This is a genomic window from Streptomyces sp. 3MP-14 (assembly GCF_006334905.2).
Taxonomy (GTDB): domain Bacteria; phylum Actinomycetota; class Actinomycetes; order Streptomycetales; family Streptomycetaceae; genus Streptomyces; species Streptomyces triticirhizae.
In genome coordinates this window covers 422,559-445,420 of record NZ_VDLZ02000002.1, presented here as the reverse complement: position 1 = coordinate 445,420, position 22,862 = coordinate 422,559, and the positions used below count along the sequence as shown (strand labels likewise).

Here is a 22,862-nt window from a genome sequence, read left to right as displayed (position 1 = left end):
TCAATGAGTCCACCACATGTTCGTCAGCCCATCGATCGCGTTGCACGATGGGTCGGGACCGGTCGGAGGCCGGCCAGCCGGGCCAACCTGCGGTAGGAGTCGAGCTGTTCGGCCGGGTCGTGGGTCGCGAAGGTGACCAGCACCTCGTCCGCGCCGGTGGTGGTGACCAGCTCGGCCAGTTGCCGGGCGACGCTGGCCTCGTCGCCGTGCACCTGCCCGGCCAGGGCCTCCGCCAGATAGCGGGCCTCCCGTTCGGTCGGCCGCCGCTCGGCGATCGCGGCCGGCGGCTGGAGCGGCGGGAAGTCGCCCCGGGTGCGGGAGTGGGCCACGGCCCACGCCTCCGGCAGCTGGCGGCGCCGCGCGGCGTCGGCGGTCTCGGCGACCGCCACGTTGACCGCCAGCACCAGGTAGGGGCGCGCGCCCCCGGGCGCGCGGGGCGTGAAGCGGTCCCGGTAGCGCTCGGCGGCCGCGCGGGTGCGGGCGGCGTCGGCCGAGGCGCCCAGCACCAGGGGCAGGCCGAGGTCGGCGGCGATGTCGGCGCCGGCGCCCGTGGCGAGCACGAAGGCCGGCACGTCGAGGCCCTGCGCGGGAACGGCGCGCACCGGGCCCCGGCCGGCGAAGTAGTCGAGCAGCTCGGCGAGTTGGGCGGGGAAGTCGTCCATGGCCTCCCGTTCCGCGCCCAGCGCGCGGCGCACGGCGCCGGTGAAGCCGACGGACCGGCCCAGGCCCATGTCGATGCGGCCCGGGTACAGGGAGGCCAGCACGCCGAACTGCTCGGCGACCACCAGCGGCCGGTGGTTGGGCAGCATGACGCCGCCGGTGCCCACCCGGATTCGTTCGGTGGCGGCCGCGACGGCGGCGGCCAGCACGGTGGGCGCGGCGCCGGCGACGCCGGGCACCGCGTGGTGCTCGGCCACCCAGAACCGGTGGTACCCGAGCCGCTCGACCTCGCGGGCGAAGTCGACCGTGGCGCGCAGCGCCTCGGCCGGCGTCCGCCCGGCCCTGACCTGGGCGCGGTCCAGGACGGACCAGCGGGTTTCGGCCAGGACGGCGGGCGGTGCGACGGGCGCGGGCGCGGTGCTCATGTCCTGCTGGAACGCGGCGGCCCGCCGGCGGATTCCCGGTGGATTCCCGGCGGTGGTTGGCCGAGCCGGGCGGCGGTGGCGCAGGATGGGGGGATGCGACGTGGCACGGTGGCGGCCCTGGACAGCCTGCGCGGTCTGGCGCTGGGGGACGCGTTCGGCGAGACCTGGTTTCCGGTGCTGCGCGCGGGCGGGGACGCGCTGGCGCTGATCCGGGCCCGGCGCACACCAGGGGCGGACCGGTGGCCGTGGACCGACGACACCGCGCTCGCGGCGGCGCTGCTGCGCGCGGCGTGGCCGGACGGCGCGGTCGAACCGGACGCCGTGGCCCGGGAGTTCGGGCTGGCGTACCGGGCGGACGACGGGCGCGGCTACGCCTCGGGGATGCACGAGCTGCTGCCCCGGCTGGCGGAGGAGCCGGGGGCGTGGCGGGCCGCTTCGCGGGCGCTCTTCGGCGGCGAGGGCAGCCTGGGCAACGGGGCGGCCATGCGGGCCGCCCCGCTGGGCGCGCTGCTGGCCCGCGATCCCGGGCTGGCCGCCGAGCGGGCGGTGGTCGCGGCCGAGGTGACCCACCGGCACCCGGAGGGCGTGGCCGGCGCGGTCGCGGTGACGGTGGCGGCGGCGCTGGCGGTCACGGCGCGCGGGCCGGTGGACCCGGGAGCGCTGCTGCGGCGGGTCGCCGGGTTCACGCCGGCGGGCCTGGTGCGGGAAGGGCTGGAACGGGGGGCGACGCTGCCGGCGGCGACCGCGCCGGGCACGGCCGCCGAGGCGTTGGGCAGCGGCGCTCGGATGCGGGCGGACGACACGGTGCCGTTCGCGCTGTGGTCGGCCGCGCGGCATCTCGACGATCTGACCGGGGCGCTGTGGTGCGTGGCCGAGGGGCTCGGGGACGTCGACACGACCTGCGCGATCACCGGCGGCGTGGTCGCGGCACGGGTCGGCGTGGCCGCCGCCCCCGAGGAGTGGCTACGCCGCGCGGAACCGCTGCCGGCGTGGGCGCCGGCAGCGTGAGGGCGGGACTGCCGCCGGGCCGGGGCCGAGACGGGGCGTCCGCCCGGGGCAGGCCGGCGAAGCCGGTGCGCGCCCCGCACGCCCCCACCGGCCCACACCATGACCTGCGGGCAAGCGCCTAACTAGGTCGCCGTGAGGTCGCCCGCCGTGGTGGTGGCCACCGGGTCGACGCCGGCCAGGCGGCAGACGGAGATGAAGAGGAACAGCGGCTGGCTGTAGGGGATGCCGTGGTGCGGCCAGTGGATCAGCCGGGGGGCCCACAGGCCCTCGCCGGCCCATTCGGGCGGGGCGGCTATGGCCAGCCGGACGTCGGTGAGGTAGCGGGTGGGCGCCGGCCAGCACATGCCGGTCTGGGAGCCGCTGGGAACGGGCCACCACCAGCTGGGGCCGACCGCGAAGATCGCACCGGGCCGGGGCAGGCCGGACAGCACGCGGTGGCCGTGCTCCCTGGGCATCTCGACGACGTCGCTCTCCAGCCAGCCGGGGCGACGGCTGTGCACCAGCCGCAGGTGACGCGGGCGGGGCGTGGGGTGGGTGAACTGAACCATAAGGCGGCGTCAGAACCTCTGCTCGGCGGGACGGTTCGGTCCACGGCCGGCCGGGACCGCCGCGTCGTTCTCCCGAGCGTCGTGCGGCAGTTCGGCCCAGACGCGCTGGCCGATCCCCTGCCACGCGGTGTCCACACCCCAGCGGAGGCTGAGCGCGTCGACCAGGGCCAGCCCGCGCCCGCACTCCTCGTCGACGCCGGCGGCGCGCGGGCGCGGCGTTCGACAGCCGGCGTGCTCGTCGGTGACCTCGACGCCGAGCCGGTCGCCGGCCTCCCAGAGCCGGCAGTCGACGGTGGCGCTCTCGGTGTGCTGGACGGCGTTGGCGGTCAGCTCGGAGATCACCAGCTCCACCGTCTCGGCCGTCTCGTCGCTCACGCCCCAGGCGGCGAGGGCGGCCCGGACCCGGCGGCGCGCCTGGCCGGCGGCTCTCAGCTCGGCGGGCAGCCGGAAGCGAAGCTCACCACGGGCGGGTCGTGAGGATCGCTGTGTGGCCGCGGCGGCGAGGGAGAGCATGGCGCTGCCTTTCTCTGCTGATGCGCGCACAGAAACCGTCAAGAACCGGACAGGAGAGGGTATTTCCCCCGCGTCCGGCCACGGATCATGCCGGGAGTAAACGCTCCCAGTCACTCTGGCACTGCCAAGTTCAGTCCGCAACAGGTAAGTTGCAATTTGCATATCGCCACTGCCATGACTCTAGGGTGGGTTCACGAGCGAACGCCGTGGGACGCGTCGCGCACGGTGCGAGGAGGCGTCAGATGATCCAGGGAACGGACTGGGGCGGCGCACCGGCCGTGCTGCGCATGATCCTGGGCCGGCAGCTGGAGGAGCTGCGCCGCCGCGCCGGGCTCTCCTACCACCAGGCGGGCGAGGCGTTGGGCGTGAGCCACTCGACGATCCGCAGGATCGAGGCGGCCAAGGTCGCCCGGCTCCGACTGGGCGATGTCGAGAAGCTGTTGGAGACCTACGGGGTCGAGGACCGCGAGGAGGTCGACACCTTCCTCAAGACCGTCCGCGAGGCCAACAAGCGCGGCTGGTGGCACACCTACCGCGATGTGCTGCCCGACTGGTTCGCCGCCTATCTCAACCTCGAACAGGCGGCCCGTCAGATCCGCGCCTACGAGCCGCAGTTCGTGCACGGCCTGCTCCAGACCGAGTCCTACGCCCGGGCGTTGCTCGGCACGGAGAACCCGCACGCCGCGCCGGCGGCGTTGGAACGGCGGGTGGCGCTGCGGATGCGCCGGCAGGAGCTGTTGGGGCGCGCCGACCCGCCCCGGCTGTGGGTGGTGATGGACGAGACGGTGCTGCGCTGGCCCGTGGGCGGCCGGGCGGTGATGTGTGAGCAGCTCGACCATCTGCTGGAGCTGTGCGAACTCCCGCATGTGACGCTCCAGATCATGCGGTTCGGGCGGGGGCCGCACCCGGCGCTGGGCGCGGGCGCGTTCCACCTGTTCCGGTTCCGCGCGCGTGAACTGCCCGACGTGGTCTATCTGGCGGGCCTGATCGGCGCGGTCTACCTCGACGACCGGGCGGACGTCCTCGTCTACCGGGAGGCCCTGGACCGGCTGGGCGCCCAGGCGTCGCCCGACACCCGCACCCCCGAGATCCTCGCCTCGCTCCGCGCCGAACTCTGAGAGCCGCGGCGCGGCGCACTCCGGAACGAACTCCCCTGCGTGGCGGGGTGGTTGTGAGCCGGCGGGAAGGACTCGCCGGCGGAAGGGACCCGAGATGTCCGAGAACGGCTGGCCTGCCGACCGCATCGACACCGGCAGCGCGCACTCCGCCCGCATCTACGACTACATCCTCGGCGGGGCCGACTACTACCCGGCCGACAAGGAGGCCGGCGACGCGATGTGTGTGGAGTGGCCGGCGCTGCCCGTCCACATGCGCGCCAACCGGGACTGGATGCACCGCGCGGTGCGCTATCTGGCGGCGGAGGCCGGCATCCGGCAGTTCCTCGACATCGGAACGGGCATCCCGACCTCGCCGAACCTGCACGAGATCGCCCAGCAGGTGGCGCCGGACGCGCGCGTCGTCTACATGGACAACGACCCCATCGTGCTCTCCCTCTCGCGCGGGCTGCTCACCAGCGCGCCGGAGGGCCGCACGGCCTATGTCGAGGCCGACATGCGGGACCCGGCCGGCGTGCTGGCCGCGCCCGAGCTGCGCGCGACGCTCGACCTCGACCAGCCGGTCGCGCTGACGGTCATCGCCATCGTGCACTTCGTGCTGGACAAGGACGACGCGGTGGGCATCGTCAACCGGCTGCTGGAGCCGTTGGCCTCCGGCAGCTATCTGGCGATGACCATCGGCACCGCCGACTTCGCGCCGGAGGAGATCGCGCGCGTCTCGCGGGAGTACGCGGCCCGGGGGATGCCGATGCGGCTGCGGAACCTGCCGGAGGCGGAGGCGTTCTTCGAGGGGCTGGAGCTGGTGGACCCCGGCGTGGTCCAGATCCACAGGTGGCGCCCGGACGGCACCGAGCCGGCCGGCATCAGGGACGAGGACATCGGCATGTACGGCGGGATCGCCCGCAAGCCCTGAGGTCCCGGTTTGGGCCGGTCCTGACCGGGACCGGCCGGTCCCGGCCTCAGCGCGGCTCGTCGGGCAGGAGTCCGGCGTCGTGGACCAGCAGGGCGAGTTGGGTGCGGTTGGCCAGGTCGAGCTTGGCGAGCAGCCGGGAGACATGGGTCTTCACGGTGGGCACCGACAGATAGAGCGCGGCGGCGATCTCCGCGTTGGACCTGCCCTGGCCGACCAGCAGCGCGACGTCACGCTCCCGTTCGGGCAGGGCGTTGACCCTGCGGCGGGCCTGGCGCCGCTCCCGGCCGGAGCCAGCGACCTGGGCGATCAGGCGCCGGGTGACGTCGGCGGAGAGCACCGGCTCGCCGGCGGCGACCCGGCGAACGGCCGCGACGATCTCCTGCGGCGGGGTGTCCTTGAGGACATAGCCGGCGGCGCCGGCGCGGAGGGCGCGCACCACGTGCTCGTCGGCGTGGAAGGTGGTGAGCATCATCACCTCGGGCGCCGGGTCGCGCTGGCGCAGCCGCTCGGTGGCGGCCAGGCCGTCCATGCCGGGCATCCGGATGTCCATCAGCACCACGTCGGGGCGGTGCTCGGCGACCAGGGCCGGCACCTCGCGGCCGTCGGCCGCCTCGCCGAGGACGGCGATGTCCTCGGCGGCCCCCAGCATCAGGCGGAGTCCGGACCGGACGAGGGGGTCGTCGTCCACCAGCAGCACGCCGATCGTCATGCCGGCCACGGTAGCCAGGCGGTGAGGACGAAGTCATCGCGCCCCCTGGTGTGCTCCAGCCGGCCGCCGGCCAGGGTCACCCGCTCCCGCAGGCCCGTCAGGCCGGCGCCGGCGCCGGGGACGCGGGTGCCGGGGACGCGGGCGGGCTGGGGGGCGGGGACGCGGTTGCTGACCCGGACGGTGATGCCGTCGCCCGGGCCGCCCGCGACGTGGACGAGGGCCTCCGCTCCCGGGGCGTGCTTGCGCACATTGGTGAGGGCCTCCTGGACCACCCGGTAGACGGTGCGCCCCACAGCCTCGGGCGGCGGCCCGGGCGGCCCGGCGCCGCGCCCGTCCGGCTCAACGAGGGTGTCGGGCCAGGCGGGGATACGGAGGTGGACGGGGGTGCCGGCCCTGCGGGACTCCTCGGCCAGCTGCGGGAGATCCGCGAGGGTCGGCTGGGGACGCGTCGAACCGGCCGGCTCCGCCGCCGGCGCCCCGGGGCCGGCGCGCAACACCCCGATCACGTCCCGCAGCTCCTCCAGCGCCTGGTGGGCGCTGGAACGGATGACGGCGGCGGCGTCCCTGACCTGCTCGGGCGAGGCGTCCGGGTGGTACTCCAACGCCCCGGCGTGCACGCTCAGCAGCGACAGCCGGTGCGCCAGCACGTCGTGCATCTCGCGGGCGATGGCCTCCCTGGTGCGGCGCTGCGCCTGCTCGTAGAGGGTCTCGTGCAGCCGCCTGCGATAGCGCACGGACAGGCCCCAGGAGATCACAGCGGTCATCACGACCAGCATGAACGCGACGGAGGCGCCGTCGGAGATGCTGGACTCCGGCCGCTGGTCGACGTTGACCGGCATCAGGGCCAGCTTCAGCAGGACCAGCAGCACCAGGGTGCGGGTGCGGCAGTGCACCGCGACGGTGAACAGCGAGGCCAGCATCGGGCCCGCCATGGCGTGTGAGGGAAGCGAGAGCACCTGGACGATCAGGGCGATCGCCACCGGGTGGCGGCGGCGCCACCACAGCAGGCCGCAGGCGAGGGCCGCGACGACCTGGTCGATGACGACCACGTCGGGGTCCTCGTGGGTCTCCCCAGCCAGCACGCCCGAGCTGAGGACGGTGGCGACGGCGGCCAGCCCGATCATGGCGAGGTCGACGGTCAGCTGGCGCCGGTCCCCGCCCCGACCGTCCGACGGGGTGCGTTCGTTCACGCGTCCCGACGGTACCGGCCGGCGGCCCGGGGCGGGAGCCGTCCCCGGGCGGCTCATCCCTTGGTCGACGCACGTCATCCCTTGGTCGTCGCGCCGGGCGACCAAGGTCGCGGCGGCCGGCGACCTTCGCCGGAGGCGGCGTGCCCTTCGTCGTCCCTAGCGTTCCCGGTCATGAGCAAGCTTCTTGGACTCCTCTGTTTCTTGCTGCTGTCCCAGGGACTGGGCGGCCTGGTGCACTACTTCTGGGACTGGTTCGAGGTGTGGACCCTGGTGCACCGGATCGGCTTTCTCGACGGCTACGAGGTCTTCGCCTCCGTGGTGCTGTTGGTGTTGGGCGTGCTGGTGGGCGGTGTGGCCGAACGCTTCGAGGGGTAGCGCATCGGCGACACGGGCCGTCCCCGGCGGCGGAGGGACCGCCGCCGGGGCCGCCGCCGCCCCGGGCGGGACCAGGAGGGCGGCGAGCACAGCCGCCAACACGGCCAGCATGGCCGGCGCGGCCAGCGCGGCCGGCGCGGCCAGGGCGCGGCGTCGGCGGCCCAACAGTCCGAAGAGGGACAAAGATTGACGGGTGGTGACGGCCGCTGCGGCCGGCGCGGTGTTCATGCCCCCACCGTGCCGGTCACACACGGTATCCGTCATCGGACCACGGGCTAATCTCCCGCGCCCCGACCTGGCCCGGGGTCGTAGTTCCCCGGGCTAACGGTGTGCCCGGGCTGAGGGTGCCGCACCACCTGCCCGTTCGTTGGTCCTGCCCTCGACCGCCCGGCGAAGGCACCTCAGGCGGCAGCCCGTTCGGCGCTGGACGGGAAGTCCGCCACCCGGTCGCACCAGCGGCGCAGCAGCACCCGGTCGTGTCCGACGGCCAGCAGCGCCGCCCCGTTGGCCGACCGGTACTCCTCGACGACCGCGACCAGTGCGGCCGTCGTGGAGGCATCCAGCATCGCGGTCATCTCGTCGCAGATCAGCAGCCGGGGCGTGAGCAGCAAGGCGCGTGCCACGCAGGCGCGTTGCAGCTGTCCGTCGCTGACCTGGTGCGGGCGGCGGGTGAGCAGGTCGGGGGTCAGACCCACGGTGTTCGCCAACTCGTCGACGTGTCCCCGCAGTTCCTCGCCCCGGCCGGTGGCGTGCGCCGGCGCCGCGATCAGTTGACGGAGCGTCATTCTGGGGTCGGCGGCCAGCCGTGGCTGCTGGAAGACCATGCCGACGCTGGTGCGTTGTTCACGCGCCGCGCGGAAGCGGAAGCCGGTCGCCGCCCGGCCGGCGAGCCGCACCGTGCCCGCGTAGGGGCGGTGCAGCAGCGCGGCGACGCGGGCGAGCGTGGACTTGCCGCAGCCGCTGGGGCCGAGCAGGCCCACGGCCTCGCCGTCGGCGACGGTCAGGGACATCCCCCGCGCCACCGGGGCGCGGCGGTCGTATCCGGCGGTGATCCCGTCCAGTTCGAGCATCGGCGACCCGGGTTCGAGCACCTGCGGCATCGACTCGGACATCCGCTCGGACACCAACGACTCCGACTCCGACTCGGACTCCGACCTCGGCACAGGCATCGACGGCTTCGGCTCAGGCATCGGCGACGGCCTCTCGCGGGTGGTGGCAGGCCAGACCGCCGGCGAAGGCGGGCAGGGTGGCGCAGGTCTCGGAGGCCGCCGGGCAGCGCGGGGCGAAGGCGCAGCCGGCCGGCAGCGCGTCCAGTTCGGGCGGCAGCCCGGGGATCGGGACGAACGCCCGTTCCGGCAGCGCGTCCAACAGCCCGGCGGCGTAGGGGTGTCGAGGCCCCGGCTCGCCGAAGAAGTCGGGGGAGGAACGGAGTTCGACGATGCGGCCCGCGTACATCACCGCGACCCGGTCGGCGATCCGTTCGGCGGCGGCCAGGTCGTGGGTGATCACCAACAGCCCGTGCCCGTCGTCGACATGTCGACGCAACTCGTCCACGGTGCGGTCGACGAGGTCGCGGTCCAGGCCCGTGGTCGGCTCGTCGGCGATCAGCAGCGGCGCTTCGCCGACCAGCGCCAGCGCGGTGGCGGCCCGCTGGGCCAGCCCGCCGGAGAGCTGGTGCGGGTAGCGGTCCAGGTGGTCGAGCGGGAACGCGGCACGCTCGGCGGCCCGTCGGGTCGCGGCCCGCAGCCCGGCGCGCGGGGTGCCGGTGACCTCGCGGACGGTCTCCTCCAGTTGGGCGCGGACGGTGCGCACCGGGGTGAGGTGGGCCGAGGGGCTCTGCGGGATCAGCCCCAGCCGGCGGCCCCGCACGGTGCGCGAGAGCATGGCCTGGGAGGCGGTGAGCAGGTCGGGGCCCTCGGGCGCCAGCCGGGCGCTGCCCCGGGTGCGGGCGTTGGCCGGCAGCAGCCCCAACAGGGCTGAGGCCAGCACCGACTTGCCGCAGCCGCTCTCCCCCACCAGCGCCAGGCACTCGCCGGCCGCGAGGTCGAAGGAGACGTCGTTGACTGCGGCCACGTCGCGCCCGCCCGGCATCAGGAACCGCACCGACAGGCCGGTCACGGTCAGCAGCGGCTCGCCGGCCGGCACCGGTCGGGCCGGCCGGTCGGCCGACGCGGGCCCGGGGGCGGAGGTGGGTGCGGTGGTGGGGGCCTCGGTCACAGGACCAGCTCCGATCGGCGGCGTGGGTTGATCCGCTCCCGCCACAGCCCGGCGACGCCGGCGATGGCGAGGGTGGTGACCACGATGAACAGGCCGGGGAAGAGGGTGGGCCACCAGTCGCCGGCCGACAGCGAACCACGGGCGCCGTTGATCATGGTGCCGAGGCTGGCCTGGTGCGCCGGGATGCCCAACCCCAGGAAGGACAGGGCCGATTCGTGCCACACCGCGTGCGGCACCATCAGCACGGCGGCGAGCCCCGCCTGCGGCAGCACGGCGGGCAGCAGGTGGCGGGTGGCGACCCGCAGCCGGGAGGCGCCGCCGGATATCGCGGCGTCGACGAACGGCCGGGCGCGCAGCGACAGCACCTCGGCCCGCACGATGCGGGCGGTGGAGACCCAGTGGGTCAGGCCGACCGAGGCCACCACCGGCCAGACGCCCGGCCGGAACATGGCCACGATGAAGATGCCCATCAGCAGGTGCGGCACGGCGGTGAACGTGTCCACCAGCCGCATCAGCAGCCGGTCGACGCGCCCGCCGACCGCTCCGGCCAGGCAGCCGAGCGCCAGCCCCAGGCCGCTGGCCACCAGCGCGGCGACCAGCCCGACCAGCAGCGAGACGCGCAGCCCGTAGACGCTGCGGAGCAGCAGGTCCCGGCCCATGTCGTCGGTGCCGAAGGGGTGTTCGGCTGAGGGCGGCAGCAGCTTGGCGGTGAGGTCGACGGCCTGCTGGTCGAGCGGGAAGAAGGCGGGGACCAGCAGCACGGCCAGCGCCGCGAGCCCGACCAACGAGACGGAGGCCACCACGCGCACGCGGCGCGTGCCCCGGCGCGCGTTCCCGGCCGCGCGCCACTCGGCCGCGTCGCCCGCTCGGGATCGTTCCCGGGAACGATCCCGAGCGCCCGAGCCCTGCGCGGGCACCGGCGCCCGCGCCCCCTCGACGGCCACCGACCCGGCCTCCCGGCCCGCCGGCTCCCCGGCCGACTCGCGGGCCGGTTCCTCTGACATCTCTGGGGACACTTCCGGAGGCATGGCCCTCACATCTCGTTCAGGTCGACGCGCGGGTCGGCGAGGCCGTAGAGCAGGTCGGCCAGCAGGTTGCCCGCCAGCACCGCGAGCGCCGAGAGGGCGGTGAGCGCGGCCAGCAGCGGGAAGTCGGTCGACGTCGCCGCGCGCACGGTGGCCGAGGCGATGCCCGGCCAGCTGAAGACCGTCTCCACCAACAGCGCCCCCGTGATCAGCTCGGGGATGCGGGTGCCGACCAGGGTGAGCACCGGCAGCAGCCCGGAGCGCAGCGCGTGGCCGAGGAGCACGGTCCGTTCGCTCACCCCGCGCGCCCTGGCGCCGCGCACCGGGTCCTCGTGGAGCGCGTCGCCGACGCCCTGGCGGACGTAGAGCGCGAACCACGGCGTCTGCGAGATCGTCAACACGGCCGCCGGCAGCGCCAGATGGCGCAGCAGCGAGCCGGCGGTGACGGTGGACTCGCCGGCCTCGGTGAGGCCGCCGGCCGGCAGCACGTCCAGCTGGAGCGCGAACAGCCAGATCGCCAGCAGGGCCAGCCAGAACGGCGGCGCCGCCTGGAGGGTGTAGCTGAGCGAGGTGACGGCCCGGTCGAGCCAGCCGCCCTCGCGCCGCGCGGCCAGCACGCCGAGCGCGCAGCCCAACAGCACCGAGCCGACGAACGCGACCGCGCACAGCAGCAGCGACCAGCCGACCCGTTCCGCGATCACCTGGGAGACCGGCTGCCGCAGCGCCAACGACTGCCCGAGATCGCCGCCGAGCACGGACGTGAGCCAGCTCCACCACTGTTCGACGAAGGTGCCGTCGGGCGAGAGGTTCTCGCGGAGCGCGTCCAGCGTCTCCTGGGAGGCGCTGGAGCCGTCGCCCACATAGCGCCGCACCGGGTCGAACGGCGAGGCGGCGGCCACCGCGAACATCCCCAATGTGACCACGACCAGCACCGGAACGGCGGCGAGCAGCCGCCGTCCGACGAGCCGGCCCACGGCCGGCCAGGGCGCGCTCACGGGCGGACTCGCCAGTCCTCCACGTTCCACCACGGGCCGTGGCCGAGGCCGTGGTCGTGCGGCTCGACCTGGGTGGTGACCCCGTCCCAGGCGTCGGCCATCACATAGACGTGGTCGATGTGGGTGAGGAAGGTGTAGCCGGGGTCCTCGGCCAGCTCCCGCTGCACCGCCTCGTACGCGGCCTCCCGCTCGGCCTGGTCGCCGCTGCGCCGGCCGAGGTCCAACTGCTCGTCCACGGCCGGGTTCCGGTAGTGGGCCATGTTGTTGTAGCCGTTGCCGGCCAGCTCGGAGTAGAGCAGGTTGTAGAGCTGGAAGTCCGGGTCGGCCGGGTCGCCGCCGCCGGAGAGCACCGCGTCCTCGGCGAGGCGGCCGTCGATGACCTCCCAGGAGCCGGACTCGACGGTGATGTCGACGCCGACCTCCTTGGCGTCCGAGGCGTAGGCCAGGGCGTGTTCCTGCCGCAGCCGGTCGCCGGCCGGATACCAGAGGGTGAACTCGGCGCGCTGCCCGTCCCGTTCGCGGATGCCGCCCTCGCCCTCCGTCCAGCCTGCCTCCTCCAGGATGCGGGCGGCCTCCTCCGGGTCGTGGGCCCGCTCGGTGCCCTCGGCGAACCAGGGGCTGGCGGTGGGGATGGCGTTGTAGGCGGGGTGGCCGGCGCCCAGCAGGATGGACTCGACCATCAGCTCGCGGTCGACGGCCAGGTCCAGGGCCCGGCGGACGGCGATGTCGCCGGTGACCGGGTTGTCCGAGGGCAGGGTGACCGCGCGGAAGTCGGCGCTCTCCGCGTTGATGGTGGTCAGGCCCTCCTCGTCGGCGAAGCCCTCGGCAAGGTTGGGCGGCAGCACGGCCGCGTCCAGGTCGCCGGAGCGCAGCCGGGTGGCGCGCACGTCGTCGTCCGGAATGATGGCCATGGTGACCTGCTCGACCTCGGGCGCGCCGCCCCAGTAGTCGGGGTTGGCCTCCAGCGAGATCCGCTCGCCGGGCGACCAGTCGGTGAGCAGATAGGGGCCGGTGCCGACCGGTTCCGTGTTGTAGGAGCCGGTGTTGACGTCCTCGCCGCCGGCCAGCTCCTCGGAGGCGATGGGCAGCACGGTGCGCTCGGCGAACGGGGCGTAGGGGTACTTCAGGGTGAAGACCACGGCGTGCTCGCCGTCGGCCTCGACGCTCTCGATGGGGTCCAGCTCGCCCTTGTTGGGGTTGTTGGTGCCTTCGTCGAGGATGGTCTCGTAGGTGAAGACCACGTCGGCCGAGGTGAACGGCGTCCCGTCGCTGAACGAGACGTCCTCCCGCAGCGGGTAGCGGTAGGTGAGCCCGTCCTCGCTGACCTCGGGCAGTTCGGTGGCGAGCGCCGGCTCCAGGCCCAACTCGTCGTTGTGGCGCAGCAGTCCGTCGAAGATCTTGGAGTTGCCGTCCTTGCCGTAGCCGAGCAGCGGGCTGAGCGAGTCGGGCTCGTTGGCGATGCCCACCACCACGCTGTTCCGGCCGCCTCCGCCGCCGGAGTCGCCGCCCTCGTCGTCGCTGGGTGTCGAGCACCCGGCGGTCGCCACCAACGCGGCCACCGCTCCCGTCACGGCGCCACCGCGGACCAGCCTGCGGACCGTCATCACCACACCCCTGCCCAGCGCGCCCGGCGCGCTGTCACCAGCTTGTTGTTGCGAACCGCTCGCAATTAAAACAGGTGATCGGGTGGGCTTGTCCAGGGGTGCCCGCTCCCTGGTCAAGGGCCCCACGGTGCCGCCTTCGCCCCGTTCCGCACGCGTTCCCCTCCCGTCCCGGTCCCGGCCCCGGCCCGTCCCCGTCCCCGTCCCCGTCCCACGGGAAGGAACGTCTTCGTGCCCGAGGAGGGCGGCGGCCTCAGTCCGTGGCGCCGAGGCCGTGCCGGGCCAGCCACTCCAGCTGCCGGACGGACTGCGTGGAGCGCCCGCCGCCGTGGTCGCCGAACTCCCAGACGGTGATGTCCTTCTCGCCGGCGTAGCGGTTGTAGGCGGCGTAGACCGTGGACGGCGGGCAGACCGGGTCCATCAGGGCGACGCTGAACAGCGTGGGCGCCGTGGCGTCGGGGGCGAAGTGCTGGCCGTCGAAGTAGGCCAGCACGTCGAACACCCGGGCCGGCTCTACCCGTTGGTGCTGACCGAGATAGGTCACCAGCTCGGAGTAGGGGCCCCGGCCCGCGATGTCGGCGCTGCGCCGGTAGTCGCACAGGAACGGGACGTCCACCAGCGTGGCGGCCACCGCGTCGCCGAGCAGGCCGGCCGTGGCGAGGGCCAGTCCCCCGCCCTGGCTGCCGCCGGCGACCACGACGCGGGCCGGGTCGACGGCGGGGTGCTCGCGCAGCGCCTCCACGGCGCGCACGCAGTCGGTCATCAGCCTGCGGTAGTAGTACTCCTCGCGGCTGCCTATGCCCCGGGTCATGAAGCCACCGAACCACTGGGCGGTCGAGACCGGGTCGGGGTCGGGGGTGTCGTGGCCCTGCCCCCGGCTGTCCACCACGAGGTGGGCGTAGCCGGCGGCGCTCCACAGCAGTTGGTCCACGGGCAGGCCGCGACCGCCGCCGTAGCCCTGGAAGCCGACCACGGCGGGCAGCGGCCCCGGGGCGTTCCTGGGCAGCAGCAGCCAGGCGGCGACCGGTTGGCCGTCCCAGCCGGGGAACCGGACGTCGAAGATGTCCACGGAGGCGAGGCGGACGTCCGTCACCGGCCGGTACTCCACCTCGCGCCCGGCGCCCGCCGCCCGCGCCTGGTCGAGCGTGCCGGACCAGAACGCGGTGAAGTCCGCCGGCCGCTCGGCGCCCGAGTCGTAGCGTCGCAGTTCGTCCAACGAAAGATCGGTCAGCGCCACGGCCGGCCTCCTCAGTTCCTGACCGCACCCGTTCCCCGGAGCGGCCCAACGATCAACGGCGGAAAGCTACGTGGCGCTTCGCCGCACGTCAACGGCCGTTCCGCGAGGGCGCCCGGCCGGCTGTGGTAACCACGGTCCATGGATCTCGCCGTGGACCTGGCCGCGAACCTGTCCGTGAACGTGGCCGTCGACTGGGCCGCCGATCCCGACGCCTGGCTGCCCCGGCTGATCCTCCAGCGCGGGCTGGCGGTGATCTATCTGCTGGCCTTCGTCGCCGCCGTCCGCGAGTTCCGGGTGCTGGCCGGGGAACGCGGGCTCACCCCGGCGCCCGCGCTGCTGCGGCGGGTGTCGTTCCGCCAGGCGCCCAGCCTCTTCCACTGGCGTTACGCGGACCGGCTGCTGGCCGGCGTCGCCTGGCTGGGCGCCGCGCTGGCCGGGGCGATCGCGCTGGGCGCGGCGGACGCGGTGCCGCTGGCCGGCTCGATGGCGCTGTGGGCGACGCTGTGGGTGCTCTATCTGTCGATCGTCAACGTCGGGCAGCACTGGTACGCGTTCGGCTGGGAGTCGCTGCTGCTGGAGGCCGGCTTCCTGGCCGTCTTCCTGGGCAACGCCGCGATCGCCCCGCCGACGCTCACGCTGCTCCTGGTGGTCTGGCTGGTGGTGCGCGTCGAGTTGGGCGCCGGGCTGGTCAAGTGGCGCGGCGACCGCTGCTGGCGGCAGCTGAGCTGCCTCGACTACCACCACGAGACGCAGCCGATGCCGGGCCCGTTCAGCTGGTACTTCCACCGACTGCCCAGGCCGCTGCACCGGGTGGAGGTGGCGGCCAACCACGTCACCCAGATCGTGCTCCCGCTGGGCCTGTTCCTGCCGGGGCCGGTGGCCACCTGGGTGGCGCTGGCGGTGATCGTCACCCAGCTGTGGCTCATCGCCTCGGGCAACTTCGCGTGGCTCAACTGGCTGACCATACTGCTGGCGTTGGCCGCCGTGGACGGCGCGCTCGCCGCCCGCCACCTGCCGCTGCCGGCGCCGCCGGCCGACCAGCCGACGGCGCCCGCCTGGTTCACGGCGACCACCTGGGCGGTGGCGGCGCTGGTCGTGGTGCTGAGCCGGCACCCGGTGCGCAACCTGCTCTCCCCGCGCCAGCGGATGAACGTGATCTACAACCCGCTGCACCTGGTCAACAGCTACGGCGCCTTCGCGAGCGTGACGCGGCTGCGGCACGAGATCGTGCTGGAGGGCACGGCGGACGCCGAGATCGGCCCGGAGACGGTGTGGCTGCCCTACGGCTTCCACGGCAAGCCGGGTGAAGTCGGGCGCAGGCCACGCCAGTTCGCGCCGTTCCACCTGCGGCTGGACTGGGCGATGTGGTTCGCGGCGCTCTCGCCGCGCTTTCCCAGGCCCTGGATGCGGGAGCTGGTCGACCGGCTGCTGGCCGGCGACGCCGCGACGCTGCGGCTGCTGCGCCACAACCCGTTCCCCGACGAACCCCCGAGGTGGGTGCGGGCGCGGGTGCTGCGCTACCGCTTCACGACCTGGCGTGAGCGCCGCGCCACCGGCGCCTGGTGGCACGCCGAGCCGACCGGCGAACACCTCCCGCCCCGACCCCGCCCCGGGGGCTGAGCAAGCACCCCCGGCCATGCGGTATGGTTCTACCGCGCGCTGATCGAGGGCGAAGCCCCAGATCAGACGGGCACCGGGACGTGGCGCAGCTTGGTAGCGCACTTGACTGGGGGTCAAGGGGTCGCAGGTTCAAATCCTGTCGTCCCGACGGTGAAGTACAAGGTCAGAGGTCCCTCGCCGAACTCGGCGAGGGGCCTTTTTCGCGTCTCCAGGGCTCCTGGGTCCTATCTGGGTCTTGATCTTGGGAATCCAGGGTCAGCCGAGCAGTCGATCAAGCACGGCAACCGGCGACCGGGGATGCATTGCTCGGCGGGCCGCCAGGGACTCCTCCCAGACCTCCGTGAGGCCGACGACGAGCCGCCGGCGCATCGCGGGCGTGACATGAGCGTACCGCGCGGATACCGAGCTGTCGCTGTGCCCCATCCGCTCATCCATCAACACCTTCGGCGTGCCGATCTCTTCTAGTACGGTGCGGTGCGCGTGGCGCCGGCCGTGTCGGGTCATGCCTGTGCTGATCGGCACCCAGCCAGCTGTCGCGCGGCCGGCGGCTCCTCGGCCACGTGCTGGGACGCCGGGCCACGGCTCAGCCAAGATCGGCACGGGGTGCGGAGCCGCCGGCCCGCGTTTCGGGTACCAGCCGGAGACGGCCGGGGTCCAGATCCATGCGGCGTGGCCGGAGCGCCGCCAGTGCGCCGCCGTCCCCTGCGGGGTTCCGCCGCGCACGTACCCCAGCTCGCTCATCGCCGCCTCGACCCGGGCGAGCGTGGCGTCGGCGACCATGTGGGGCCGGTTGATGACGTTGGAGACGGTCCCGACGGAGACTCCGGCGGCCCTGGCCACGTCCGCCATCGTCGGACCGGCCCGGCCCGTGCGCGCGGCCCCGCCCCGGTAGACGTACCGGATGCCGTGGCATGGGCATGGAGTGGGCGAGATACGCGCCACGTGATCACGTATCAGGCCGGTGAGCCAGCGCGGGGCGTCGATGTCGCGGTAGCTGTCGTCCTTCGGTGGGCAGCGGACGAGGGCGCCGCTGTCCAGCTCGTACAGCTGCCACTCGATCCGGATCGAATCGTCGCGCACGAACTGAGGCTCCAGGCCGACGATCTCGCCCCACCGCATCCCGGTGTAGCCGGCGAGGATCGTCTCGACGAACTCGTCGTCACGGCCAGCGAGGAGCGCGGCCCGCTCGGCGGCGAGCAGGAGACCGAGCGCGTCAGTGATGCGCCGCTCGGGGCCACGCGCCGTCGATCGCCCTGCACGGCGCCCTCGATTCCGCCTCCTCTTCGCTGGGTTGGCCGCGATCAGCCCGGCCTCAACGGCATCCTCTAGCGCGACGTGCAGCACGCGCCGGTAGGTCGCTGCGCTGCTGGCGGACCCTGCTGCCGCCTCGCTCCGCTCCCAGGCGTCGATCGCGGTGCGAGTGAGGTCGCCGAGCGCGGTGTCCCCGAACTCACTGATCGCGCGCTTGATGTGGTGGGCGTAGCTCTGACCGGAGGAGGCCGCCAACTCCTGCGCAGTCAGCCAACCGCCGGCACCGTCGCGTCCGTAGATGTGCTCGTTGAGCGTCACCCTCGACTTCTCGGGGGCGACCCACCGCCCCCGGCCGGCAGCGGCGTCGACCTCGTCCTCGGCAGCGCGCGCGGCCTTCAGCGCGCTGGCCTTCGTCGGATACCGGATGGCCTTGCCGTCGGTGCCCAGCACCGTGCCCTTCTGGCCGTCCGGTCGCTCGTACCGCGCGCGGTAATAGAGCCGCCCGTCACGCCCACGGCGCCCTTCAGCGCCAGCCATCGCCACCCCTTTCCTACAGTGCCGCGCCTCACCCCGCCGTTCCCCGGCGGGGTGATGGGGGTACGCGACTTCCCTACGCCTCGGGCTCGTTGAGGTGGGCTTCCAGCAGCCGCGCCTGAACCTCGTTGACGTGCTCTCTGTTGACCAGCACGATCCCCGTTGCGCCGCACCAGAGGGTCACCCTGGCCGGCATCACCACTCGCATCACTCGGACGACCATCAGTCCCCCTTGACCGTCTGAGCAGCCTCTCATCCGGTCAGTACATCTCACCACATGTGCACAGCCAGGGGCAGTCTGTGAGACGAATTGGCACTATGTGACTGATGTGACCCCGAACCTGACGCTTAGTCAGCATTGGTGTCCGCCGGCGGCGGGGGGTTCCGCAAGGCATCCTCGACCGCCCTCATCTGCCGCCCCCACTGGCGCAACTCGTCGTCGGTCGGCGGCCGTTCACCGCGCACGACGATCGTGGCGGTGAACTCCCCATCCCCGATGGGCACGGTGACGACCTGATCATCCACCAGGACGCCGTCACTGATCGCTCGCTGAATGCGAGCGGAGAGGTCACTCGGTGCCGCCAACTGCTGCTCGGCCGAACCAGAGGGCTCCGGTTCCCCCCCGGCCAGCACCCTGTCGATCGCACCATCCGGCCATCCCAGTAGGGCGGCGTACCGCACCAAGGTCGGCGTCTGCGTGGAAATGTGTCCGTTCTCGATGTTCCGGATGGTCGATCGGCCGGCGCCCAGCTTGCGAGCGACCGCCTGCTGCTCCAGACCGCGCAACAGGCGATCAGCCCGCAGTTGCCCGCCCAGCCGCTTCCAGTCGTGCCCGGTCGTGTCCATGGCCTCATCATGCCTGAGCCCATGCACATGGGATAGCCCCGTCTCACCCTCTGAGCAGCGCATATGTGTAGCACGGGTTGCATGGGGGGCGCACACTGCGCACATAGCCAGTGCATCGCCAGGAAACTGGCTTCAGACTGCTTGTGCACTGGCTTTGACTGCGCATATGCTCAGAGCGTGACACCGAACGGCACCGCGATTCGGGCCATCCGGACCATGCGCTCCCTGCGTCTGGCGGATCTCGCCCACTCCACCGGCCTCAGCACCAGCTATCTCTCCCGCCTGGAGAGGGGGGAGGCCGGGGCGAGCGACAGCACGATCCGCGACATAGCGGATGGGCTGGCGGTGCCGCCAGCCGACATCACCCGAGGAGCAGACATGGCCAGCCAGCCCAGACAGGTGCCGTTCCCCGGTACCCCGGAGGGCGAGGTCTTCCACTACACCCCCGAGGAGGCGGCCGAGTTCCTGCCCTGGTCGCCCCGCGTCCTGCGCATGAAGGCGCAGCAGTATGCGGTCCCGCACAACCGCGGGGGCGGCCGGATCACCTTCACGGCCCGCGACATCCGCGAGATCTCCGACATGACCGCCGTCCGGCCGCTGCCCGAGCGCGCCGCCGCCTGACGCAGAAGGGCCGCCCCGAGAGGCGGCCCGGGCGCCGATGCCACGGCGCCTGACCCACCCCCCTGCACCACTACGAGAGAGGAGTAGGCCGTGTCCGAGCCTACCCGCACCTTGTCCACCACGGCGGCCGGCGAGCTGCTGGCCGCGATCACCGAGTACCTGACCCTGCCCGAGCCGGCCGACGCGGCGGTCCCCGCCCGTGACCGGGCGCTGCTGGAGCGGGCGAGCCGGGTCGTGTCCGTGTTGCGCCTGGCCGGCAGCGACGAGTCCGCGAACCGGGCGGCGCGGGTGCTGCGCCGGTGGGCCACCCAGCCGGTCACCTACGCCACGCGCCTCGCCGAGCTGGCCGACGCCCGCCTCGCGGAGCAGCGCCACCAGCTCGACCTCGCCGACGCCGCGTTCCGCGCGCTCGCCCCGGCCGGGATGGCGGTGGCCCGATGAGCGAGCCGACGATGCGCCACCTCGCGCCGGCTCTGCACCTGGCGTATCTGATCGCGGAGCAGGACCCCGGCCTGCCGGCGGCCATGATCTCGGTGTCCTACACCCACCCGTCCACGGTCGAGGTGTCCCTGCACGGCGACCCGGGTGACATGGAGCCGTGGCGCGTCGCGTTGGGCATCGCCCCGGCCGAGGTGCGGCTGGACACCCACAAGGGCTCGTCGTGGCTGACCGCGTCCACCACCGTCCGTGGTGTCCGTGTCGAGCTGACGTTCCACCTCCCCACCCCGGTCGCCCCGCGCAACACCGAGGGCGGTGCGCGATGAGCGAGCCGACGGTGCCGACCGGGCCGATCGAGGAGCGCCCGGCCGGGTTCATGCCTGACGAGGCGCAGCGGGCGCTGATCCTGGAGGCCCTGTCCACGGCCGGCGTGGAGCTGGGCGCCTACGACATCCGCATGGCGACCTGGCTGGCCGGGTGGGACTGGCCCACCGTCGCCGTGATCGCGTCGTGGCTCCACCGCGCCGCATCGCGGCCGGCGGACGAGGCCGAGGACGAGCCCGCCAGCACCGCCCCGTCCCGCGCCGACGTGCTGCGGGAGGCGGCGGACGAGCTGGTGCACGCCGGGCAGCTGCACGCCGCCGCCCATCTGCGCCGCCTCGCCGACGAGACCGACGCCGACACCGACGGGGGTGCGCGATGACCCCGCAGCAGCCCAGCGAGGCGTTCGCCGTCGAGGAGGAGCAGCGCGGCGACGGCATGGTCGCCTACGCCGCCGCCCACCCCGGAGTCACCGGCGGCCTGTGGCGCGAGTGCGCCCAGCAGGCGTTCGCCACGGCCGCCGCGCACACCGCCCAGCCCAACCTCGGGGAGGCGTCGTGAGCTTCCTCGCCAACTGGTGGTTCGCGCTCGTCATCGCGCTGGTCGCCATGGTCGCGCTGGTCGTCCTGCTGACCTGGTGGGAGGACCGGTGAGCGCGCCGGCCGAGACCGGGATGGCGCCCGGCGTGTACGACGGCATCCCCGAGGACGCGTATCACGCGGACCCGGCGTTGAGCAGCAGCGGCGCCCGCCGACTGCTCGCTTGCCCGGCGAAGTTCGCCTACGAGCGGGAGCACGGCAGCGTGCCGACGCGGGCGATGGAGACGGGGACGGCCGCGCACCTCGCCGTGCTGGGCGTCGGCCCCGACGTCGTGGTGGTGGACGCCCCCGACTGGCGCACGAAGGCCGCCCGGGAGCAGCGGGACGCCGCGCGGGCCGACGGCGCCGTGCCACTGCTGGCCGCCGAGTACGACCAGGTGCAGGCCATGGCCGAGGCCGTGCGCCAACACCCGGTCGCCGGACCGCTCTTCCAGCCCGGCGACGGGCGGGCCGAAGTGTCGATCTGGTGGACCGACCCCGACACCGGCGTCTCGTGCCGGGCCCGCCTCGACTGGCTGCGGAACCCCGTGGCCGGCCGCAGGTTGATCATCCCCGACTACAAGAAGACCGTCGACGCCTCGCCAGCGGCCATCGCCCGGTCGATCGCGAACTACGGCTACCACCAGCAGGGCGACTGGTACACGGAGGCCGTCGCGGCGGCCGGACTCGCCCCGGACGGGTCGGTCTTCCTGCTGGTCTTCCAGGAGCCGACGCCGCCCTACGTGGTCACCGTCGCCCAAATCGCCCCGTCGGACCTGATGTTGGCCGGCGCGAAGAACGCCGCCGCCCGCCAGCTCTTCCGCGACTGCACGGCGTCCGGGCACTGGCCCGGCTACGCCGACGAACCCCTGATCATCCAGCAGCCCTCATGGGCCCAGAAGCGAGACGAGGAATGGCTGTGAGCAGCGAGTTGGCCCTCCCCGACGAGCCGGGCGAGGTCGCCCCGGCCGCCCCGCCGGCCGAGATGACGAGCGAGCTGATCCTGTGGGCACAGGAAGCCCGGCAGGCGGCCGGCATCGCCACCAGCCTGGCGAAGACGTCGTTCGTCCCCGCCTCGCTGCGGGGGAAGCCCGAGGACATCACCGCCGCCATCTTGGCCGGCGCCGAGCTGGGGATGCGGCCCATGGCCACCCTCCGCTCCATGGACGTCATCCAGGGCACCCCCGCCCTGCGGGCCCACGCCATGCGCGGCCTGGTCCAGTCCCGGGGCCACGAGGTCGAGTTGGTGGACTCCAGCGCGGAGCACTGCGTGATGCGCGGCCGGCGCGCCGGTTCGGAGACGTGGCAGACCGTCACGTGGACCATCGAGCGCGCCGCCCAGATGAAGCTCACCGAGAAGCCCGAGTGGAAGAAGCAGCCCCAGACCATGCTCGTCGCACGGGCGACGGGCGAAATCTGCCGGCTCATCGCCTCCGACGTTCTGCACGCCATGCCCTACGCCGCCGAGGAGTTGGACCCGGGTCCCGGCGGGCGGCCGGTCACCACCACGGTGGCCGAGCCCGTCACGGTCGACGAGATCACCGGCCAGGCGCCCGAGGACGGTGCCCGGTGAACCCCTACCTGCTGCTGACGGCTGTGGCGGTCGCCCTGATCGCCGCCGGCGTGGGGCTGGTGGTCCTGGCGCACCTGCCCGCGCTGTGGACCACGACCGGCCCCGTGCCGGAGCCGACGGCGGACGAACTGGCCGCGTGGCGCGAGCAGTTGGCCGCCGACGTGGCCAGCAGCCCCGACCTGGACGCGGCGCTCCGGCGCCACGGGCTGACCGACGGCCCCACCCCCTGATCCGGTCCCGCCGGCCGGTGACCAGACCCGGCCGGCGGGACCCCCAACACCTCGCCGCCCCCACCCGACATGGGGGCGGCCACCCCGACCATACCCAGGAGCACACGATGGCTATCGAGACCACGTACCACGTGCGATGCGACGCCTGCGCCGCGCTACTCGACGGCGAGTACGCAACCCGCGAGGACGCCGAGGCCGCCCGCGAGGACGCCGGCTGGCACCCCACCTACGGCCAGACCCGCTGCGACGCCTGCCAGGACGCCACCGCCCGCTGACCACGGCCGCCGCCCGGCCCGTCCGAACCGGCCCGGGCGGCGGC

General features: G+C 73.8%; 28 protein-coding genes and 1 tRNA gene. 15 read left to right on the top strand and 14 right to left on the bottom strand.

What is annotated here, in order from left to right:
• Positions 1-23 precede the first annotated feature (23 nt).
• Positions 24-1,085 (bottom strand): MsnO8 family LLM class oxidoreductase, encoded by a 1,062-nt coding sequence (locus tag FH609_RS04400; RefSeq protein WP_139670598.1) that lies wholly within the window; start codon positions 1,083-1,085, stop codon positions 24-26.
• A 93-nt stretch (positions 1,086-1,178) separates the two neighbouring features.
• Between FH609_RS04400 and FH609_RS04395 the strand changes: the two genes are divergently transcribed.
• Entirely contained in the window at positions 1,179-2,093 is a 915-nt protein-coding gene (locus tag FH609_RS04395) for an ADP-ribosylglycohydrolase family protein (protein WP_139670596.1), read from the top strand.
• A 122-nt stretch (positions 2,094-2,215) separates the two neighbouring features.
• Here the strand turns inward: FH609_RS04395 and FH609_RS04390 are convergent, their stop codons facing one another.
• A complete protein-coding gene (locus FH609_RS04390; RefSeq protein WP_139670594.1) occupies positions 2,216-2,641 on the bottom strand; it encodes a hypothetical protein in 426 nt (141 codons plus the stop codon).
• 9 nt (positions 2,642-2,650) lie between these two features.
• A complete protein-coding gene (locus FH609_RS04385) occupies positions 2,651-3,154 on the bottom strand; it encodes an ATP-binding protein (RefSeq protein ID WP_193318000.1) in 504 nt (167 codons plus the stop codon).
• Between the two features lie 242 nt (positions 3,155-3,396).
• Here FH609_RS04385 and FH609_RS04380 point away from each other — a divergent pair, with 242 nt between their 5' ends.
• Both FH609_RS04380 and FH609_RS04375 read left to right on the top strand, forming a co-directional pair.
• Positions 3,397-4,272: a helix-turn-helix domain-containing protein gene (locus FH609_RS04380; protein WP_139670590.1), complete on the top strand. Its 876-nt coding sequence runs from the start codon at positions 3,397-3,399 to the stop codon at positions 4,270-4,272.
• A 94-nt stretch (positions 4,273-4,366) separates the two neighbouring features.
• On the top strand, positions 4,367-5,182 hold the full coding sequence (locus tag FH609_RS04375; RefSeq protein ID WP_139670588.1) for an SAM-dependent methyltransferase: 816 nt from the start codon (positions 4,367-4,369) through the stop codon (positions 5,180-5,182).
• A 46-nt stretch (positions 5,183-5,228) separates the two neighbouring features.
• Here the strand turns inward: FH609_RS04375 and FH609_RS04370 are convergent, their stop codons facing one another.
• Both FH609_RS04370 and FH609_RS04365 read right to left on the bottom strand, forming a co-directional pair.
• A complete protein-coding gene (locus FH609_RS04370; RefSeq protein ID WP_139670586.1) occupies positions 5,229-5,891 on the bottom strand; it encodes a response regulator transcription factor in 663 nt (220 codons plus the stop codon).
• Positions 5,888-7,081 carry a sensor histidine kinase gene (locus tag FH609_RS04365; protein WP_226961390.1) on the bottom strand — a complete coding sequence of 398 codons (1,194 nt, stop codon included), beginning with the start codon at positions 7,079-7,081 and terminating at the stop codon, positions 5,888-5,890. The genes FH609_RS04370 and FH609_RS04365 overlap by 4 nt, the downstream gene beginning before the upstream one ends.
• Positions 7,082-7,252: 171 nt before the next feature.
• On the opposite strand from FH609_RS04365, the gene FH609_RS04360 reads away from it, so the two are divergent.
• Positions 7,253-7,456: a hypothetical protein gene (locus tag FH609_RS04360; RefSeq protein ID WP_139670582.1), complete on the top strand. Its 204-nt coding sequence runs from the start codon at positions 7,253-7,255 to the stop codon at positions 7,454-7,456.
• 401 nt (positions 7,457-7,857) lie between these two features.
• On the opposite strand, the gene FH609_RS04355 is transcribed toward FH609_RS04360, so the two are convergent.
• The 6 genes from FH609_RS04355 to FH609_RS04330 form a co-directional block, all read right to left on the bottom strand.
• Complete coding sequence (locus FH609_RS04355; protein ID WP_139670746.1) at positions 7,858-8,526, bottom strand: ABC transporter ATP-binding protein; 669 nt, start codon at positions 8,524-8,526, stop codon at positions 7,858-7,860.
• 112 nt (positions 8,527-8,638) lie between these two features.
• Positions 8,639-9,547 (bottom strand): ABC transporter ATP-binding protein, encoded by a 909-nt coding sequence (locus FH609_RS04350; protein ID WP_139670744.1) that lies wholly within the window; start codon positions 9,545-9,547, stop codon positions 8,639-8,641.
• A gap of 122 nt (positions 9,548-9,669) precedes the next feature.
• A complete protein-coding gene (locus FH609_RS04345; RefSeq protein ID WP_139670580.1) occupies positions 9,670-10,677 on the bottom strand; it encodes an ABC transporter permease in 1,008 nt (335 codons plus the stop codon).
• Positions 10,678-10,706: 29 nt separating this feature from the next.
• Positions 10,707-11,693 carry an ABC transporter permease gene (locus FH609_RS04340; RefSeq protein WP_226961389.1) on the bottom strand — a complete coding sequence of 329 codons (987 nt, stop codon included), beginning with the start codon at positions 11,691-11,693 and terminating at the stop codon, positions 10,707-10,709.
• Positions 11,690-13,297, bottom strand: coding sequence for an ABC transporter substrate-binding protein (locus FH609_RS04335; RefSeq protein WP_139670578.1), 1,608 nt, complete (start codon positions 13,295-13,297; stop codon positions 11,690-11,692). The genes FH609_RS04340 and FH609_RS04335 overlap by 4 nt, the downstream gene beginning before the upstream one ends.
• Before the next feature lie 250 nt (positions 13,298-13,547).
• Positions 13,548-14,531: an acetylxylan esterase gene (locus FH609_RS04330; RefSeq protein ID WP_139670576.1), complete on the bottom strand. Its 984-nt coding sequence runs from the start codon at positions 14,529-14,531 to the stop codon at positions 13,548-13,550.
• 138 nt (positions 14,532-14,669) lie between these two features.
• On the opposite strand from FH609_RS04330, the gene FH609_RS04325 reads away from it, so the two are divergent.
• The gene (locus tag FH609_RS04325; protein ID WP_139670574.1) at positions 14,670-16,151 is read left to right on the top strand and encodes a lipase maturation factor family protein; all 1,482 of its coding nucleotides are present in this window, start codon (positions 14,670-14,672) and stop codon (positions 16,149-16,151) included.
• A gap of 74 nt (positions 16,152-16,225) precedes the next feature.
• A tRNA-Pro gene (locus tag FH609_RS04320) sits at positions 16,226-16,299 on the top strand.
• 107 nt (positions 16,300-16,406) lie between these two features.
• Here FH609_RS04320 and FH609_RS04315 read toward each other — a convergent pair.
• The 3 genes from FH609_RS04315 to FH609_RS04310 form a co-directional block, all read right to left on the bottom strand.
• A complete protein-coding gene (locus FH609_RS04315) occupies positions 16,407-17,939 on the bottom strand; it encodes a LacI family DNA-binding transcriptional regulator (protein ID WP_139670572.1) in 1,533 nt (510 codons plus the stop codon).
• A 73-nt stretch (positions 17,940-18,012) separates the two neighbouring features.
• A complete protein-coding gene (locus FH609_RS30825) occupies positions 18,013-18,159 on the bottom strand; it encodes a hypothetical protein (RefSeq protein ID WP_193317999.1) in 147 nt (48 codons plus the stop codon).
• Positions 18,160-18,284: 125 nt separating this feature from the next.
• Positions 18,285-18,782, bottom strand: a complete 498-nt coding sequence (locus tag FH609_RS04310; RefSeq protein ID WP_193317998.1) for a helix-turn-helix domain-containing protein — start codon at positions 18,780-18,782, stop codon at positions 18,285-18,287.
• Between the two features lie 63 nt (positions 18,783-18,845).
• Between FH609_RS04310 and FH609_RS04305 the strand changes: the two genes are divergently transcribed.
• The 9 genes from FH609_RS04305 to FH609_RS30820 all read left to right on the top strand — a co-directional run bounded on the left by FH609_RS04305 (position 18,846) and on the right by FH609_RS30820 (position 22,818).
• Positions 18,846-19,403 carry a helix-turn-helix domain-containing protein gene (locus tag FH609_RS04305; protein ID WP_139670568.1) on the top strand — a complete coding sequence of 186 codons (558 nt, stop codon included), beginning with the start codon at positions 18,846-18,848 and terminating at the stop codon, positions 19,401-19,403.
• Between the two features lie 90 nt (positions 19,404-19,493).
• Positions 19,494-19,844, top strand: a complete 351-nt coding sequence (locus FH609_RS04300) for a hypothetical protein (RefSeq protein WP_139670566.1) — start codon at positions 19,494-19,496, stop codon at positions 19,842-19,844.
• Positions 19,841-20,167, top strand: a complete 327-nt coding sequence (locus FH609_RS04295; RefSeq protein ID WP_139670564.1) for a hypothetical protein — start codon at positions 19,841-19,843, stop codon at positions 20,165-20,167. The genes FH609_RS04300 and FH609_RS04295 overlap by 4 nt, the downstream gene beginning before the upstream one ends.
• Complete coding sequence (locus tag FH609_RS04290; RefSeq protein ID WP_139670561.1) at positions 20,164-20,544, top strand: hypothetical protein; 381 nt, start codon at positions 20,164-20,166, stop codon at positions 20,542-20,544. Before FH609_RS04295 ends, FH609_RS04290 begins: the two co-directional genes overlap by 4 nt.
• Positions 20,541-20,723 carry a hypothetical protein gene (locus tag FH609_RS04285; RefSeq protein WP_139670559.1) on the top strand — a complete coding sequence of 61 codons (183 nt, stop codon included), beginning with the start codon at positions 20,541-20,543 and terminating at the stop codon, positions 20,721-20,723. The genes FH609_RS04290 and FH609_RS04285 overlap by 4 nt, the downstream gene beginning before the upstream one ends.
• A gap of 88 nt (positions 20,724-20,811) precedes the next feature.
• The gene (locus FH609_RS04280; protein WP_226961387.1) at positions 20,812-21,663 is read left to right on the top strand and encodes a PD-(D/E)XK nuclease-like domain-containing protein; all 852 of its coding nucleotides are present in this window, start codon (positions 20,812-20,814) and stop codon (positions 21,661-21,663) included.
• A complete protein-coding gene (locus FH609_RS04275) occupies positions 21,660-22,313 on the top strand; it encodes a hypothetical protein (protein WP_139670557.1) in 654 nt (217 codons plus the stop codon). The genes FH609_RS04280 and FH609_RS04275 overlap by 4 nt, the downstream gene beginning before the upstream one ends.
• Positions 22,310-22,543 carry a hypothetical protein gene (locus FH609_RS04270; protein ID WP_139670555.1) on the top strand — a complete coding sequence of 78 codons (234 nt, stop codon included), beginning with the start codon at positions 22,310-22,312 and terminating at the stop codon, positions 22,541-22,543. Before FH609_RS04275 ends, FH609_RS04270 begins: the two co-directional genes overlap by 4 nt.
• A 107-nt stretch (positions 22,544-22,650) precedes the next feature.
• Complete coding sequence (locus tag FH609_RS30820; RefSeq protein WP_193317996.1) at positions 22,651-22,818, top strand: hypothetical protein; 168 nt, start codon at positions 22,651-22,653, stop codon at positions 22,816-22,818.
• Positions 22,819-22,862: the final 44 nt, after the last annotated feature.

Excerpts from the sequence above, each read along its gene's own strand:
- FH609_RS04360 (WP_139670582.1), top strand. The coding sequence starts at position 7,253 with ATGAGCAAGCTTCTTGGACTCCTCTGTTTCTTGCTGCTGTCCCAGGGA.
- FH609_RS04335 (WP_139670578.1), bottom strand. The coding sequence starts at position 13,297 with ATGACGGTCCGCAGGCTGGTCCGCGGTGGCGCCGTGACGGGAGCGGTG.
- FH609_RS04345 (WP_139670580.1), bottom strand. The coding sequence starts at position 10,677 with ATGTCAGAGGAACCGGCCCGCGAGTCGGCCGGGGAGCCGGCGGGCCGG.
- FH609_RS04370 (WP_139670586.1), bottom strand. The coding sequence starts at position 5,891 with ATGACGATCGGCGTGCTGCTGGTGGACGACGACCCCCTCGTCCGGTCC.
- FH609_RS30825 (WP_193317999.1), bottom strand. The coding sequence starts at position 18,159 with ATGGTCGTCCGAGTGATGCGAGTGGTGATGCCGGCCAGGGTGACCCTC.
- FH609_RS04295 (WP_139670564.1), top strand. The coding sequence starts at position 19,841 with ATGAGCGAGCCGACGATGCGCCACCTCGCGCCGGCTCTGCACCTGGCG.
- FH609_RS04325 (WP_139670574.1), top strand. The coding sequence starts at position 14,670 with ATGGATCTCGCCGTGGACCTGGCCGCGAACCTGTCCGTGAACGTGGCC.
- FH609_RS04395 (WP_139670596.1), top strand. The coding sequence starts at position 1,179 with ATGCGACGTGGCACGGTGGCGGCCCTGGACAGCCTGCGCGGTCTGGCG.
- FH609_RS04290 (WP_139670561.1), top strand. The coding sequence starts at position 20,164 with ATGAGCGAGCCGACGGTGCCGACCGGGCCGATCGAGGAGCGCCCGGCC.
- FH609_RS04375 (WP_139670588.1), top strand. The coding sequence starts at position 4,367 with ATGTCCGAGAACGGCTGGCCTGCCGACCGCATCGACACCGGCAGCGCG.
- FH609_RS04380 (WP_139670590.1), top strand. The coding sequence starts at position 3,397 with ATGATCCAGGGAACGGACTGGGGCGGCGCACCGGCCGTGCTGCGCATG.
- FH609_RS30820 (WP_193317996.1), top strand. The coding sequence starts at position 22,651 with ATGGCTATCGAGACCACGTACCACGTGCGATGCGACGCCTGCGCCGCG.
- FH609_RS04305 (WP_139670568.1), top strand. The coding sequence starts at position 18,846 with ATGTGTAGCACGGGTTGCATGGGGGGCGCACACTGCGCACATAGCCAG.
- FH609_RS04390 (WP_139670594.1), bottom strand. The coding sequence starts at position 2,641 with ATGGTTCAGTTCACCCACCCCACGCCCCGCCCGCGTCACCTGCGGCTG.
- FH609_RS04385 (WP_193318000.1), bottom strand. The coding sequence starts at position 3,154 with ATGCTCTCCCTCGCCGCCGCGGCCACACAGCGATCCTCACGACCCGCC.
- FH609_RS04315 (WP_139670572.1), bottom strand. The coding sequence starts at position 17,939 with ATGGCTGGCGCTGAAGGGCGCCGTGGGCGTGACGGGCGGCTCTATTAC.
- FH609_RS04355 (WP_139670746.1), bottom strand. The coding sequence starts at position 8,526 with ATGCTCGAACTGGACGGGATCACCGCCGGATACGACCGCCGCGCCCCG.
- FH609_RS04350 (WP_139670744.1), bottom strand. The coding sequence starts at position 9,547 with ATGCCGGGCGGGCGCGACGTGGCCGCAGTCAACGACGTCTCCTTCGAC.
- FH609_RS04310 (WP_193317998.1), bottom strand. The coding sequence starts at position 18,782 with ATGGACACGACCGGGCACGACTGGAAGCGGCTGGGCGGGCAACTGCGG.
- FH609_RS04400 (WP_139670598.1), bottom strand. The coding sequence starts at position 1,085 with ATGAGCACCGCGCCCGCGCCCGTCGCACCGCCCGCCGTCCTGGCCGAA.
- FH609_RS04285 (WP_139670559.1), top strand. The coding sequence starts at position 20,541 with ATGACCCCGCAGCAGCCCAGCGAGGCGTTCGCCGTCGAGGAGGAGCAG.